This is a genomic window from Streptomyces sp. NPDC104202 (genome assembly GCF_055584185.1).
The window spans coordinates 116838-130909 of sequence record NZ_JBVJMN010000008.1 but is presented as its reverse complement, the minus strand read 5'-3'; the positions used below and the strand labels follow the sequence as shown (position 1 = coordinate 130909).

The 14072-nt window shown below is 73.7% G+C and carries 10 protein-coding genes; 5 read left to right on the top strand and 5 right to left on the bottom strand.

Annotated features, from left to right (window positions below):
- The first annotated feature begins 315 nt into the window (after positions 1-315).
- Both ACZ60W_RS08275 and ACZ60W_RS08270 read left to right on the top strand, forming a co-directional pair.
- A complete protein-coding gene (locus tag ACZ60W_RS08275; protein WP_469754570.1) occupies positions 316-1350 on the top strand; it encodes a LacI family DNA-binding transcriptional regulator in 1035 nt (344 codons plus the stop codon).
- 75 nt (positions 1351-1425) lie between these two features.
- On the top strand, positions 1426-2328 hold the full coding sequence (locus ACZ60W_RS08270; RefSeq protein WP_469754569.1) for a phosphatase PAP2 family protein: 903 nt from the start codon (positions 1426-1428) through the stop codon (positions 2326-2328).
- Here ACZ60W_RS08270 and ACZ60W_RS08265 read toward each other — a convergent pair.
- A complete protein-coding gene (locus ACZ60W_RS08265) occupies positions 2312-3880 on the bottom strand; it encodes an amidohydrolase (protein WP_469754568.1) in 1569 nt (522 codons plus the stop codon). The two genes, ACZ60W_RS08270 and ACZ60W_RS08265, sit on opposite strands and share 17 nt — an antisense overlap.
- A complete protein-coding gene (locus ACZ60W_RS08260) occupies positions 3790-5328 on the bottom strand; it encodes an APC family permease (protein ID WP_469754567.1) in 1539 nt (512 codons plus the stop codon). The genes ACZ60W_RS08265 and ACZ60W_RS08260 overlap by 91 nt, the downstream gene beginning before the upstream one ends.
- A 105-nt stretch (positions 5329-5433) precedes the next feature.
- Here ACZ60W_RS08260 and ACZ60W_RS08255 point away from each other — a divergent pair, with 105 nt between their 5' ends.
- Positions 5434-6042, top strand: coding sequence for a TetR/AcrR family transcriptional regulator (locus tag ACZ60W_RS08255; RefSeq protein ID WP_469754566.1), 609 nt, complete (start codon positions 5434-5436; stop codon positions 6040-6042).
- Positions 6043-6131: 89 nt separating this feature from the next.
- Here ACZ60W_RS08255 and ACZ60W_RS08250 read toward each other — a convergent pair whose 3' ends face one another.
- Complete coding sequence (locus tag ACZ60W_RS08250) at positions 6132-9119, bottom strand: bifunctional [glutamine synthetase] adenylyltransferase/[glutamine synthetase]-adenylyl-L-tyrosine phosphorylase (RefSeq protein ID WP_469754565.1); 2988 nt, start codon at positions 9117-9119, stop codon at positions 6132-6134.
- Positions 9120-9418: 299 nt separating this feature from the next.
- Here ACZ60W_RS08250 and ACZ60W_RS08245 point away from each other — a divergent pair, with 299 nt between their 5' ends.
- Positions 9419-11470: a PIG-L family deacetylase gene (locus ACZ60W_RS08245; RefSeq protein WP_469754564.1), complete on the top strand. Its 2052-nt coding sequence runs from the start codon at positions 9419-9421 to the stop codon at positions 11468-11470.
- Positions 11471-11516: 46 nt separating this feature from the next.
- Positions 11517-11948: a VOC family protein gene (locus ACZ60W_RS08240; protein ID WP_469754563.1), complete on the top strand. Its 432-nt coding sequence runs from the start codon at positions 11517-11519 to the stop codon at positions 11946-11948.
- Between the two features lie 6 nt (positions 11949-11954).
- Here ACZ60W_RS08240 and ACZ60W_RS08235 read toward each other — a convergent pair whose 3' ends face one another.
- Both ACZ60W_RS08235 and ACZ60W_RS08230 read right to left on the bottom strand, forming a co-directional pair.
- Entirely contained in the window at positions 11955-12443 is a 489-nt protein-coding gene (locus tag ACZ60W_RS08235; RefSeq protein ID WP_469754562.1) for a GNAT family N-acetyltransferase, read from the bottom strand.
- Between the two features lie 196 nt (positions 12444-12639).
- Positions 12640-14001 carry a glutamine synthetase family protein gene (locus ACZ60W_RS08230; RefSeq protein WP_469754561.1) on the bottom strand — a complete coding sequence of 454 codons (1362 nt, stop codon included), beginning with the start codon at positions 13999-14001 and terminating at the stop codon, positions 12640-12642.
- Positions 14002-14072 lie beyond the last annotated feature (71 nt).

Sequence of the window (14072 nt, the reverse complement as noted above, 5' to 3'; positions counted from 1 at the left end):
GCGACCGCTCCCTCGCGGCGCTCCGGGTTGCCAGGAACGTAACAGGGATGAAAACGAGCCGAAAGAGCTTGCGGGGATTTTCTGCAAGGACCGGCGATCGTTACATCCGCGTGTCCCGAAGGTTGCCGACGGGCTGCTTGACAGGGTCCGTATCGGGCATCTCGCACGCGTATCGACCTCGCGCACCCCTGTCGCCCCCTCGAAAGGTGCCCGCAAGCCCTGCAAGACCTTGCGCAACGGCTCGAACCTTGCGGTCGGGTACGGGTGCGGGGAACCGGTGGGAAATACGCGCTGTGACCGGTACAGTCCTTTCCCATGACCGCGCGGCTCTCCGACATCGCAGCCCAGGCGGGGGTCAGTGAAGCCACAGTCAGCCGCGTGCTCAACGGCAAGCCCGGTGTGGCGGCGGCCACCCGTGAGTCCGTCCTCGCCGCGCTCGACGTGCTCGGCTACGAGCGCCCCGTGCGCCTCCGCCAGCGCAGCGCCGGCCTCGTCGGCCTGATCACCCCCGAACTGGACAACCCGATCTTCCCCGCGCTCGCGCAGGTGATCGGGCAGGCCCTGACCCGGCAGGGGTACACGCCGGTCCTCGCCACCCAGACCCCCGGCGGGTCCACCGAGGACGAGCTCACCGACATGCTGGTGGAGCGCGGCGTCGCCGGCATCATCTTCGTCTCCGGGCTGCACGCCGACACCACCGCCGACATGACGCGCTACGACCAGCTGCGCGGCAAGGGCGTCCCCTACGTCCTCCTCAACGGCTTCTCGCCCAAGGTCCAGGCGCCGTTCGTGTCGCCCGACGACCGGGCGGCGATGCGGCTCGCGGTGACGCACCTGGCGGCCCTCGGCCACACCCGGATCGGGCTGGCCGTCGGACCGAAGCGGTTCGTGCCGGTGCTGCGCAAGATAGAGGGCTTCCAGAAGGGCATGGAGGAGCGGTTCGGCCTCGGCCCCGACGAGTCCGAGGAGCTGATCCAGCACTCCCTCTACACCCTGGAGGGCGGCCAGGCCGCCGCCGGGGCGCTGATCTCCCGCGGCTGCACGGCGGTCGTCTGCGCGAGCGACATGATGGCGCTCGGCGCGATCCGGGCCGCGCGGCAGCAGGGGCTCGACGTGCCGAGGGACGTCTCCGTCGTCGGCTTCGACGACTCCCCGCTCATAGCCTTCACCGACCCGCCGCTGACCACCATCCGCCAGCCGGTGCAGGCGATGGGCCAGGCCGCGGTCCGGGCGCTGCTGGAGGAGGTCGGGGGCACCCCGGCCCCGCACTCCGAGTTCGTCTTCATGCCTGAGCTGGTGGTTCGCGGCTCCACCGCGTCCGCCCCGGCGCCCGCGCGCACTCCTTCCTGAGACGGAGGGGGTGCGCCCCGAACCCGACCGAGGGATGATCGGTCGGGGGGTGGGGATCTGGCAGACTCTCTCCCTATGGGTGAAACGACCGTGAAGAGTTTGGACGACCGGACGACCCCGTCGTCACCCATGGTGGCCGACGGCAGGCTGTCGCGCCTGCGCGGGCGCACGCCCCGGCGCCCCACGATCTGGTTCGAGATCCTGCTGATCGCGGTGAGCTACTGGACCTACTCCCTCATCCGCAACGCGGTGCCGGAGCAGAAGGCCCAGGCGCTCGAGAACGCCGACTGGATCTGGCGCACCGAGGAGTCCCTCGGGCTCGCCTTCGAGCACGCCGTGAACCACGCGGTGAACTCGGTGACCTGGCTCATCGTCTCGATGAACTACTACTACGCGACGCTGCACTTCATCGTGACCATCGGTGTGCTGGTGTGGCTGTACCGGTGGCACCCGGGCCGCTACTCGGCGTTCCGGACCGTCCTGTTCGCCACCACCGGTGTGGCCCTGGTCGGTTACTACCTGTATCCGCTCGCGCCGCCGCGGCTCATGAACGGCCAGGACTTCATCGACACGGTGCTCGTCCACCACACCTGGGGCTCGATGGCCTCGGGCAACCTGAAGCACGTCTCCAACCAGTACGCGGCGATGCCGTCGATGCACATCGGCTGGTCGCTCTGGTGCGGAGTGACGATCTTCCTGCTGGCCAAGGCGCCCTGGGCGAAGATCCTCGGCCTGCTCTACCCGGCGGCCACCCTCGTCGTGATCGTGTCCACCGCCAACCACTTCTGGCTGGACGCGGTCGGCGGCATGATCTGCCTGGCCTTCGGCTTCGGCGTCTCCTACTGCTGGTACGGCTCCCGGCCGCACCGCCTGCCGCGGCTCGTGGAGCCGACCGGCCCCGTCCTGCGGGGCGGTCCGTCCCCGGCGGGGACGGACCGCGCGAGCGACTCCGGGCGGCAGGTCAGCTCCGGTACGTGACGCGGCCGCCGGAGACGGTGAGCCGGATCGGGGCCTGAGCGGCCTCGTCCGCCGGGGCCTCGACCGGGTCCACCGCGAAGGCGGTGAGGTCGGCCCGGAAGCCGGGGGCGATCCGGCCGGCGAGCGCCTCCTCCCCCGCGGCGAACGCCGCGTGCGTGGTCATGCCCTCCAGTGCCATCAGACCCGTCAGTCCGTGACGGGCCGACGCGGCGCCGCGCGGGGCGCGGGCCGTGGCGAGGACCTGCCGGGCGTCGTGGTGGGCGATGGGCCAGTCGGAGCCGAGCGCGAGGTGGGCGCCGGCGTCCCGCAGGTCCCGGCAGCGCCAGGCGCGGGCGGCCCGCTCCTCGCCGAGCCGGCGGGACCACTCGTCGGTGTGGTCGGCCCGCGTGTACGCGGTGTGCGGGGGCTGCATCGAGGCGACGACGCCGAGCGCGGCGAAGCGGCCGAGCTGGTCGTCGGGGACGGTCTCGATGTGCTCGATCCGGTGGCGGGGGCCGCCCGCGCCCAGTCCCTCGACGGTGTCGAGGACGTGACGGACGGCGGCGTCGCCGATCGCGTGGGTGGCGGTGCCGACGCCCGCGCGGTGGAGCCGGCCCACGGCGGCGGAGTACGCCTCGGGGTCCGGCCAGAAGGCGGCGGTGCCCTGCCCGTGGCAGTCGGCGTGCTCCAGCCAGGCGGTGCCGCCCTCGACGGTGCCGTCCATGAAGAACTTCACGCCGCCGACCCGCCACATGCGGCCGGCCCGTTCCTGGAGCCGCACCAGGGCGTCCAGCTCCTCCGCGGTCGCGCCGGGCATGCACCAGGGGGCCAGGCGCAGGCGCAGCGGCAGGTCGCCGTCCTCCTCCAGGGCGCTCAGCAGGCCCGGGACGTCGTGCCCGCCGAGGTCCATGACGTGGGCGGAGGTGAGGCCGGTGGCGGCCATCCCGGCGAGCAGGTCGAGGAGGCGGGCCCGGCGCTCGGCGTACGGGCGGGCGGGCAGCACCGGGGTCATCAGGTCCATGGCCGCGTGCTCGACGAGGTGCCCGGTGGGGCGTCCGTCGGGACCGCAGACGATCTCGGAGTGCTGGGCGAAGGCGCGGGGCCCCTCGATGCCGGCGGCCTTGAGGGCGTTCGCGCTGACGAGGACGGAGTGGCCGTCGTAGAGCCGCAGGTGCGCGGGGGCACCGTCGAGGACGTCGTCGATCAGCGCGTGGTGGACGGGGCGGCCGCCGAAGGCGTTGTGGTCGAGGCCGAAGCCGAGGACCCAGCCGTCGTGGCGTCCGGCGGTGCGCAGGGCCGCACGGAGCCCTTCGAGGTCGGTGACGCCGGACAGGTCGGTGCCGGTGAACATCTCCAGGCCCCACACGGGGTGGCTGTGGGCGTCGGTGAGGCCGGGGGTGAGGGTGGCGCCGGCCAGGTCGACGGTCTCGGTGCCGGGTCCGGCCCAGGCGCGGGCCTCGGCGTCGGCGCCGAGGGCCGTGATCACTCCGCCATGGACGGCGACGGCGGTGTGGCCGGTGGCCCCGGGGTCGCGGACGCGGGCGTTGACGAGGACGAGGTCGGGTGCGGACACGAGGGGTCGGCTCCTTCGGTGGCGGGTTCGGCGGCGAAGCGGGCGTAGGTCCCGGGGCGGGTGCGGCGGAGCCGGAACGCGAGGACGAGGCCCAGGAGGAAGACGGCGGGGACGAGGGAGACGAGCACGGTGTTGACCGTCGTCGAGGCCCCGGTGAACAGCTCGACGTTGGCGGTGACCAGGCCGATCGCCCCGGCGAGCAGGACGAAGGCGACGACGGGGGCGACGACGGTGCGCAGCACGCCCTCCCGGTGGTCGATCCGCCGGAAGAAGCAGGGCACGGCGAGCGCGGCGAGCAGCTGGAGGACCATCAGGCCGATCATGCCGGGGGTGTTCACCCAGAGCAGGAGCTGCTGGTACGGGTCGGCGCCGGCCAGGGCGAAGGCGAGGACGACGACCGCCCCGAGGACGGTCTGGAGGGCTCCGGCCACGTACGGGGAGCGGTGGCGGGGGTGGATCCGGCCCAGTGCCGGGGGCAGCACGCCCTCCTCGGCGAGGGAGAGGGTGTAGCGGTTGATGGCGTTGTGGAAGGCGAGGAGCGAGGCGAGGACGCTGGTGATGATGAGCAGGTGCATCAGGTCGGCGGCCCAGGCTCCGACGTAGGTGGTGATGGCGGCGAAGAAGAGCCCGCCGGGGTCGTCGGCGGCCGCCTGGACGACCTTGTCCTCGCCGAACGCCTGGATCACGGTCCAGACGACGAAGGCGTAGAAGAGGCCGAGGAAGGCGACGGCGATGTAGGTGGCGCGGGGGATGGTGCGCTCGGGGTTCCTGGCCTCGCGCCGGTAGATGACCGTGGACTCGAAGCCGGTGAAGGCGGCGAAGGCGCAGGCGAGGACCGCGGCGGTGCCGCCGGTGAGGACGTGCCCGGGGGCGAGGCCGGCGAGGGAGAGGCCGTGGGCGCCCCCGTCGAGGAGGACGCCGCCGGCGAGGAGGACGAGGATGCCGGTCTCGGCGACCAGGAGGACGCCGAGGACCTTGGCGCCGAAGTCGATGGAGCGGTAGCCGCCGTACCAGACGAGCAGCAGGCCGGCGAGGGAGACGGGCAGCCAGGGGACGTCGTGGCCGAGGGAGGCGGCGGTGTCCGAGGTGGCGGAGCCGAGGAGCCCGTAGACGCCGATCTCCATGCCGTTGTAGCCGAGCATGGCGACGAGGGCGGCGGCGATGCCGATCGGGGTGCCGAGACCGCGGGTGATGTACGCGTAGAAGGCGCCGGCGCTGCGGACGTGGCGGCTCATGGTGGTGAAGCCGACGGCGAAGACGGTGAGGGTGAGGCCGGCGAGGAGGTAGCCGACGGGGGCGCCGATGCCGCCGAGCAGGATCGCGACGGGCGCGACGCCGGCCATGACGGTGAGCGGTGCGGCGGCGGAGACGACGAAGAAGGAGATGTCGGCGGTGGTGAGGGTGCCGCTTCTCAGCCCCGGGGGCTGGTCGGGGGTGGATGTGGACATGACGGGGGAAGCCTTTCCGCGACAGGAAACCTAAAGGCTTTCGGTTTGCGCAATGTAGCCTCGCGTTCATCGATTCGGGAAGACCTGGACAGGGAGTGACGCTTCATGGGCCGGCCGCGCAGACCCCTCCTCGACCGGGAGCGCATCGCCACCACGGCGCTCGACATCGTCGACGAGCAGGGCGAGTTCAGCGTCCCGCAGATCGCCCGGCGCCTCGGGGTGCAGACCGCCTCCGTCTACCACCACGTGGACGGCCGGGACGGGATCGTGGAGCTGCTGCGCGAGCGGGTCTCCGCCGCCATCGCCGACACCACCCTCGACGCGGAGCCGTGGGACGCCGCCCTCACCGCCTGGGCCCGCTCCTACCGGGCCGCCTTCGCCGCCCACCCGCGCGCGATCCCGCTGCTCACCACCTCGCCGGTCCGGGCCCCGAAGGTCCTCCTCCAGTACGAGAAGGCCGTCCGCCGCCTGCTCGACACCGGGTTCGCGCTGCCGGACGTCATGCCCGTCATCATCGCCCTGGAGAACCTCGTCCTCGGCTCGGCGCTCGACCTGGCCGCCCCCGAGGCGATGTGGGAGCTCCCCGACGAGACGGCCACGCCCCACCTCGCCCGCGCCCTCGGCGCGGTCCCCGAGGGCCGCGCCGACCAGGCCTTCGAGCTGGCGCTCACCGGCTACCTCGCGCACGTCCGCACCCTGCTCGACGACGCCTAGCGCGGCCGCCGGGACGACCGGTCCCGGGGGGCGGGGCGGGCCGGTCCCCGGGGGCAGGGGGCCCGGTCCCGGGGGGCCTCACCCACGGCCTAGGCGCCGTAGAAGAGCTCCTCGACGACGGCCCTGGCGCGGCGGGTGATGCGGCGGTAGTCGTCGACCATCTCGCCGACGTGACCGGGGACGTACCCCAGGTACCGTCCGACCGCCGCGAGTTCGCGCGGGTCGGAGGGGAACGTGTCGCCGGGGCGGCCGCGCACCAGCATCACCGCGTTGCGGACGCGGGTGGCGAGCACCCACGCCTCGTCCAGGGTCTGCGCCTCCTCGGTCGGGATCAGACCGGCCGCGTGCGCGGCGGCGAGGGCCTCGCGGGTGCGGGTCGTGCGCAGTCCGGGCTCCGCCCAGCCGTGCCGCATCTGGAGCAGCTGGACCGTCCACTCGACGTCGCTGAGGCCGCCGCGGCCCAGCTTGGCGTGGAGCGTGGGGTCCGCGCCGCGCGGCAGCCGCTCGGACTCCATCCGGGCCTTGAGCCGGCGGATCTCGCGGACGGCGTCCTCGCCGAGGCCCTCCGCGGGATAGCGCAGCGGGTCGACGAGTGCGACGAAGCGGTCGGCGAGGTCCATGTCGCCGGCCATGGGGGCGGCGCGCAGCAGGGCCTGGCTCTCCCAGACCAGGGACCAGCGGCGGTAGTAGGCCGCGTACGACTTCAGGGTGCGGACCAGGGGGCCGCTCTTGCCCTCCGGCCTGAGGTCCGCGTCGATGAGCAACGGCGGGTCGGTGGTGGGGAGCTGGAGCAGCCGGCGCATCTCGGCGACCACGCGGTTCGCGGCCCGGGCGGCCTCCTGCTCGTCGACGCCCTCGCGCGGCTCGTGGACGAACAGGACGTCGGCGTCGGAGCCGTACCCCAGCTCGTGACCGCCGAAGCGGCCCATGCCGATGACCGCGAACCGGGTGGGCAGGGTGTCGCCCCACTCGGCGCGGACGGCGGCCCGCAGGGCGCCGGCGATGGTCGCGGCGTTGAGGTCGGTGACGGCTTCCCCGACCCGGTCGACCAGGGCCCCCGGGTCGGGTTCGCGGGGGCTGTCCTCGGTGCCGTACGAGCCGATGAGGTCGGCCGCGGCGGTGCGGAAGAGCTCCCTGCGGCGCACCCCGCGGGCCGCCGCGACGGCCTGCTCGGCGTCGTCCGCACGGCCCACCGCGGCCAGCACCTCCTGCTCCAGGTGGTCCCGGCCGCGCGGCTTCAGCCCCTCCGGGTCGCCGAGGAGCGCGACCGCCTCGGGGGCGCGCAGCAGCAGGTCGGGGGCGAGGCGCCCGGCGGAGAGCACCCGGGCGAGGTTCTCCGCGGCGGCGCCCTCGTCCCGGAGCAGCCGGAGATACCAGGGCGTCTTGCCGAGGGCGTCCGAGACCCTGCGGAAGCCGAGCAGTCCGGCGTCCGGGTCGGCCGAGTCGGCGAACCAGCCGAGCAGCACGGGCAGGAGCGTCCGCTGGATGGCGGCCTTGCGGCTGACCCCGGAGGCCAGCGCCTCCAGGTGGCGCAGGGCGGCGGCGGGGTCCTGGTAGCCGAGCGCTTCGAGGCGCTGGCCGGCGGCCTTCGGGCTGAGCCGGATCTCGCCGGGGGCGAGCTGGGCGAACGCGTCGAGCAGCGGCCGGTAGAAGAGCTTCTCGTGCAGCCGGCGGACGACGGAGGCGTGCCGCTTCCACTCCTTGTTCAGCTCGGCGACCGGGTCGGTGCGCAGGCCGAGGGAGCGGCCGAGGCGGCGCAGGTCGGACTCGTCCTCGGGCACGAGGTGGGTGCGGCGCAGCCGGTGGAGCTGGATGCGGTGCTCCATGGCGCGCAGGAAGCGGTAGGCCTCGTCGAGCTGGGCCGCGTCGGCCCGGCCGACGTAGCCGCCGGCGGCGAGCGCGGCCAGCGCGTCGAGGGTGGTGCCGCTGTGCAGGGTGGCGTCGCTGCGGCCGTGCACCAGCTGGAGGAGCTGGACGGCGAACTCGACGTCCCGCAGACCGCCGGGGCCGAGCTTCAGCTCGCGCTCGACGTGGGCGACGGGGATGTTGTCGACGACCCGGCGGCGCATCTTCTGGACGTCGGGGACGAAGTTGTCGCGCTCGGCCGCCTGCCAGACGAGCGGCGAGACGGCCTCGATGTACTGGGCGCCGAGCTCCGGGTCGCCGGCGACCGCCCGGGCCTTCAGGAGCGCCTGGAACTCCCAGGTCTTCGCCCAGCGCTGGTAGTAGGCGAGGTGGGAGGAGAGCGTGCGGACGAGGGGGCCGTTGCGGCCCTCGGGACGGAGGTTGGCGTCGACCGGCCAGATGGTGCCTTCGACGGTGGTCTCCGAGCAGATCCGCATCAGGTGGGAGGCGAGCCGGGTCGCGGCCTGGATCGCCTTGCCCTCGTCGGCGCCCTCGACGGGCTCACCGACGAAGATCACGTCGACGTCGGAGACGTAGTTGAGCTCGTGGCCGCCGCACTTGCCCATCGCGATCACGGCGAGCCGGCACTGGGCGGCGTCCGCGGGAGCGGCGGCCCGGGCGATGGCGAGCGCGGCCCGCAGCGTCGCCGTCGCCAGGTCGGCGAGCTCGGCGGCGGCCTGGGCGACGTCGGTGGTGCCGCACACGTCGCGGGCCGCTATGGCCAGCAGGCAGCGGCGGTAGGAGACCCGCAGCGCCACCGCGTCGTCGGCGTCGGAGAGGCCCTGCTCGAACTCGGCGACACCCGGGTGCAGGTCGACCGCCTCGTAGGTGACGAGGGACTCCCAGTCGCGGGGGTGGCGGGCCAGGTGGTCGGCGAGGGCTTCGGAGGCGCCGAGGACGCCGAGGAGGCGGTCGCGGAACGGCTTGGCCGAGAGCAGCGTGGCCGTGAAGGTCTGCCGCTCGGTCTCGGGCTGCGCCTCGGCCAGCCGGACCAGGCCGCGCAGGGCGAGGTCGGGGTCGGCGGTGGCGCCGAGGGAGTCGAGGAGGACGGAGTCGTCGCGCAGCGCGGAGAGCTCCGGCGCGTCGAGGAGCGCCTCGGCTCCCGAGGGGTCGGTGAACCCGTGCCGCAGCAGACGTGAGAACGTGCTGCTCCTGCGTCCCGGCACCGTCATTCCGCCGCTCCCTCCGAGCAGGTCAGCCCCAGGGAACGAGCCTATCCGGCGCGGGGCTCCCGGGCGCCCCCGACCGACGGTCGGCTCGCGTCGGAGTCCGGCCGGCCGGGGGCGGACGTGGCGCACGCCACGGCGTCCCGCGCGTGAGATCCCGCACAGAGATCTCTTTCGGGGCGAATGAACCGTAAATCTAGAAGGTCCGTCTTGTTGCCCGCGGGAGCCTCCCGCCCTCGACGCGGGGTGCCCCGCCGAGGAAGGCGGGTCCCCCGCCCCGCCCGTCAGTGAAAGCGCCGCCGCACATGCCTGTCCGCCTCCGCCGCCCCTCCCGTCGCAGAATCGTTTCTGCGGCCGTCGCCACCGCGCTCGTCGGCGGCACCTTCGCCGCTCTCCTCTCGGTGACGGCGGCGAAGCCGGAGGGACCCCCGGCGCCGCCGCCGGCCCACGAGGCCAAGGCTCCCGCCGCACCGGCGCGGACCCCGCACGCCGCCACCTCCGTGGTGCAGTTCGTCGCCCACCCCGACGACGACCTGTTCTTCATGAACCCGGACATCTCCCAGTCCCTGCGCTCCGGCAGCCCCCTGGCCTCCGTCTACCTCACCGCGGGCGAGTCCGACGGCGTCAACGCCCGCCCCCGCGACGCCGCCGGCGCCGCCCCCGACAAGGCCGGCTACGCCGAGGCCCGGCAGAACGGCATACGCGCCGCCTATGCCGAGATGGCCACCGGCAGCCGGACCGCCGTCTGGGACCGGACCGCGATACCCACGGCCGGCGGCGCCACCGCCGAGCTGGACACCCTGCGCGCCCACCCCCAGGTCAAGCTCGTCTGGCTCCAGCTCCGCGAGGCCGGCTCCATCAGCGACGACCGCCCCGAGAGCCTCAACGGCCTCTGGCACGGCCGGATCGACGCGCTCGCCTCCCAGCGGGCCGCCGGCACCCCCGTCACGGCCGACTTCACGTACACCAGGGACCAGGTCGTCGCCACCGTCGCCGGACTGCTCGAACGCTTCCGGCCGACCTTCGTCCGCATGCAGGACCCCACCCCCGGCACCTGGCCCGGCACCGGCGGCAAGCTCCGCGACCACCAGGACCACCTGTACGGGGCGCGGTTCGTCCAGGCCGCGCTCGCCCGGTACGCGGACACCCCCGGGCACCCCCACGTCGGCGTCCAGAACTACCTGGGCTATCCCACCAGCACCCTGCCCCACACCCTCGACCCCGAGACGGCCGGCGCGAAACTGCGGACCCTGGAGACCTACGCCTGGCTGGACGGGGTCAACGACTGCGGGACCACCGCCGGATGCGGCGACCTGAAGGTGGCCGCGCGGCCCGGCGGCCGGGGCTGGACCCAGACCGTCCGCTACGCCCGGTCCACCTCGACCTCCTGGGTGCAGCGCGACCCCGACGGCGGGCTCCGCGCCTTCGCCGTCCTCGACGGACGCCTCGCCTCCTGGCGCAAGCCCGCCGGCGTCGGCGCCTGGCGCGGACCGGAGCTGCTGCCCGGCGACGGCCTGGACGGCGGCGTCACCTCCGTCGCCCTCCCCGACGGCCGCACGGCGGTCTTCGCCACCCGCACGACGCTGGGCGGCAGCGCCTCCGCCTACCAGCGCGAGGTCGTCACCACCGCGCAGCACGTGCCCGGCGGCGCCTTCGGCCCCTGGCGCTCGCTCGGCACCCCCGAACGCGACGACGCCGACGGCACCTCCGACATCAGCGCGCCCGCCGTGACCGTCGGCCCCGACGGCCGGGCGACCCTGCTCCTGCGCGACAGCGACCACCGCCTCACCGCCCGCGAGCAGCGCGCCGACGGCAGCTGGGGCCCGTGGCGGACGGTCGGCGGCACCGAGGTCTACGGCGACCCGGTGGCGGCGACCGACGCCACCGGCCGCGGGTACGTCTTCGCCAGCACCCCCGACACCGTGCTGACCTGGGCGCAGCAGCGACCCGGCGGCCCCCTCGCAGGTCCCGTGCGGACCGGTCTCCCCCCGACCACCCTGGCCCTCAGCGCGAGCCCCGCGCCGGACGGCGACGGCGTACGCCTCTGGTTCCGCAAGCCGGCCTCCGGCGACCTGCGCAGCGCCGACTTCTCCGGCGCCGGCCCGGTCTCCCCGGTCACCGAGCTGCCCGGCTCCGGCGTCGCGGGCTTCGGCCCCGTCAGCGGCGGCGACGGCATGCTCGCGGTCCGCTCCCGCGCCGGCTTCCTGGCGACCGCCCCCCACGGGCGCGCCGCGGGCGCCCCTCCCGTGTGGACGCTGGAGAAGTTCCTCTTCGCCGGGGCGCCCGCCACCGGCACCGACGGGGTCGCCGCCATCGGCCTCGACGGCCGCCTCCACTGGACGCCCGCCGTCCGCTGACCCGTTCCGGGTGCGCGGGGCCGTCCCGTGCGGGAGGGTTTCCCCCATGAACTGGACCCTGGAAGTCGTCCCCGTGCCCGTCACCGACATGGACCGCGCCAAGGAGTTCTACGGCGAGAAGTGCGGCTTCACCATCGACCTGGACGACGAGGTGGCTCCCGGCGTGCGCATCATCCAGGCCACGCCGCCGGGCTCCCGCTGCTCCGTCGCGCTGCTCGGCGGCATGCCGCCCATGCCCGGCACCAAGGACATGGCACCCGGCACCCTCCACGGCCTCCAGCTCTGCGTCACCGACATCGAGGCCGCCCGCACCGAGCTCGTGGGCCGCGGCGTCGCCGTCTCCGCCGTCCTGCACGTCGGCGCCACGGGCTGGGAGGAAGGCAAGGGCGGCACCTGGAACTCGTTCATGACCTTCGAGGACCCCGACGGCAACGGCTGGGTCGTCCAGGAGGCCCCGTCGGAGCTGTCCGAGCGCTGAGGGCTTCTAGAACCCCCGGTAGAAGTGGCGCAGCGTCCCGCTCACCGCGACGCACGGCATCCCGGCGGCCTCCATCACCCGGTGCGAGGCCACGTTGTCCAGGTCGGCGTCCCCCTTCACCCCGGCGACGCCGGCCACCCGGGCCACTTCGAGCAGCGCGCGCAGCGCCTCCGAGGCGTACCCCTTCCCCCGGGCCCCGGGCAGGAGCCCGTACCCGACGGTCACCACCCCGGTGTCGTCCGGCGGCCCATGGAACCCGATGCCCCCGACGGTCACCCCGTCGACCCGTATCTCGTACGGCCGGAACACCCCCGGATCACCGCGCTCGGCCACCCCCCGCAGGAACCCCGTGGCCGACCGCACGTCCCCGTCCCCCGGGTACCCCTCGGCCCAGCGGTCCTCGTCCCCCGCCTCCCCGGCGACGACCCGCTCCGCCCCCTCGACGCCCAACGGACACAACAGAAGCCGCCCCGTGGCGACAGACCCGATCTTCACGCCCGCAGTCTGAACGCCCCCCACCCGGCGGGCAACGCATTTCCCGCCGCCCCCGAACCCGCCGACGGGCACCGGCGCCGGGCCGTGCGCGGCCGAAGGGGAGACGGCCCCGGGCGGGTGAGACGGCTCAGGGCCGACGGTTAGCCACCGTCGGCCCTGAGCGTCAGTGCCGGACTTTGCCGGCTCTGCACTGCGCTTACAGCACCGGCAGGTTCTTCCGCAGCTCGAAGGCGGTGACCTCGGAGCGGTACTCCTCCCACTCCTGCTTCTTGTTGCGGAGGAAGAAGTCGAAGACGTGCTCGCCGAGGGTCTCGGCGACGAGTTCGCTCTTCTCCATGAGGGAGATGGCCTCGCCGAGGTTCTGGGGCAGGGGCTCGATGCCCATGGCGCGGCGCTCGGAGTCGGAGAGGGCCCAGACGTCGTCGTCGGCGCCGGCGGGGAGCTCGTAGCCCTCCTCGATGCCCTTGAGGCCGGCGGCCAGGAGGACGGCGTAGGTGAGGTAGGGGTTGGCGCCGGAGTCGATGGAGCGGACCTCGACGCGGGAGGAACCGGTCTTGCCGGGCTTGTACATGGGGACGCGGATGAGGGCGGAGCGGTTGTTGTGGCCCCAGCAGATGTAGGAGGGGGCCTCGCCGCCGGAGCCGGCGGTGCGGGAGGAGCCGCCCCAGATGCGCTTGTAGGAGTTGACCCACTGGTTGGTGACGGCGGAGATCTCGCCGGCGTGGCGCAGGAGGCCGGCGATGAAGGAACGGCCGACCTTGGAGAGCTGGTACTCGGCGCCCGACTCGTAGAAGGCGTTGCGGTCGCCCTCGAAGAGGGAGAGGTGGGTGTGCATGCCCGAGCCGGGGTAGTCGGAGAACGGCTTGGGCATGAACGTGGCCTGCACGCCCTGCTCCAGGGCCACCTGCTTCATGACGAGGCGGAAGGTCATGATGTTGTCGGCGGTGGAGAGGGCGTCCGCGTAGCGCAGGTCGATCTCCTGCTGGCCGGGCGCGCCCTCGTGGTGGGAGAACTCCACCGAGATGCCCATCGACTCCAGCATGGTGATGGCCTGTCGGCGGAAGTCCATGCCGACGTTCTGCGGGGTGTGGTCGAAGTAGCCGGAGTTGTCGGCCGGGGTGGGCCGGCTGCCGTCGAGGGGCTTGTCCTTCAGGAGGAAGAACTCGATCTCGGGGTGGGTGTAGAAGGTGAAGCCGAGGTCGGAGGTCTTGGCCAGGGCGCGCTTGAGGACGTAGCGCGGGTCGGCGAAGGACGGCGAGCCGTCGGGCATGAGGATGTCGCAGAACATGCGGGCCGTGCCCGGGGCCTCGGCGCGCCACGGCAGGATCTGGAAGGTGCCCGGATCCGGCTTGGCGATCATGTCCGATTCGTATACGCGGGCGAAGCCCTCGATCGCCGAGCCGTCGAAGCCGATGCCCTCGTCGAAGGCCTGCTCAAGCTCCGCGGGGGCCACGGCCACCGACTTGAGGAAGCCGAGCACGTCGGTGAACCACAGGCGTACGAAGCGGATGTCGCGCTCCTCGAGCGTACGGAGCACGAATTCCTGCTGCTTGTCCATTTCCACACCCATCCTCGCTGGTCAGGCCGCCTGCTCCCACCGCCTCGGGTACATCGGGGGGCACCTGAGCA

Coding starts and splice junctions, on each gene's coding strand:
- ACZ60W_RS08275 (WP_469754570.1), top strand. CDS start 316: ATGACCGCGCGGCTCTCCGACATCGCAGCCCAGGCGGGGGTCAGTGAA.
- ACZ60W_RS08270 (WP_469754569.1), top strand. CDS start 1,426: ATGGGTGAAACGACCGTGAAGAGTTTGGACGACCGGACGACCCCGTCG.
- ACZ60W_RS08260 (WP_469754567.1), bottom strand. CDS start 5,328: ATGTCCACATCCACCCCCGACCAGCCCCCGGGGCTGAGAAGCGGCACC.
- ACZ60W_RS08255 (WP_469754566.1), top strand. CDS start 5,434: ATGGGCCGGCCGCGCAGACCCCTCCTCGACCGGGAGCGCATCGCCACC.
- ACZ60W_RS08250 (WP_469754565.1), bottom strand. CDS start 9,119: ATGACGGTGCCGGGACGCAGGAGCAGCACGTTCTCACGTCTGCTGCGG.
- ACZ60W_RS08245 (WP_469754564.1), top strand. CDS start 9,419: ATGCCTGTCCGCCTCCGCCGCCCCTCCCGTCGCAGAATCGTTTCTGCG.
- ACZ60W_RS08240 (WP_469754563.1), top strand. CDS start 11,517: ATGAACTGGACCCTGGAAGTCGTCCCCGTGCCCGTCACCGACATGGAC.
- ACZ60W_RS08230 (WP_469754561.1), bottom strand. CDS start 14,001: ATGGACAAGCAGCAGGAATTCGTGCTCCGTACGCTCGAGGAGCGCGAC.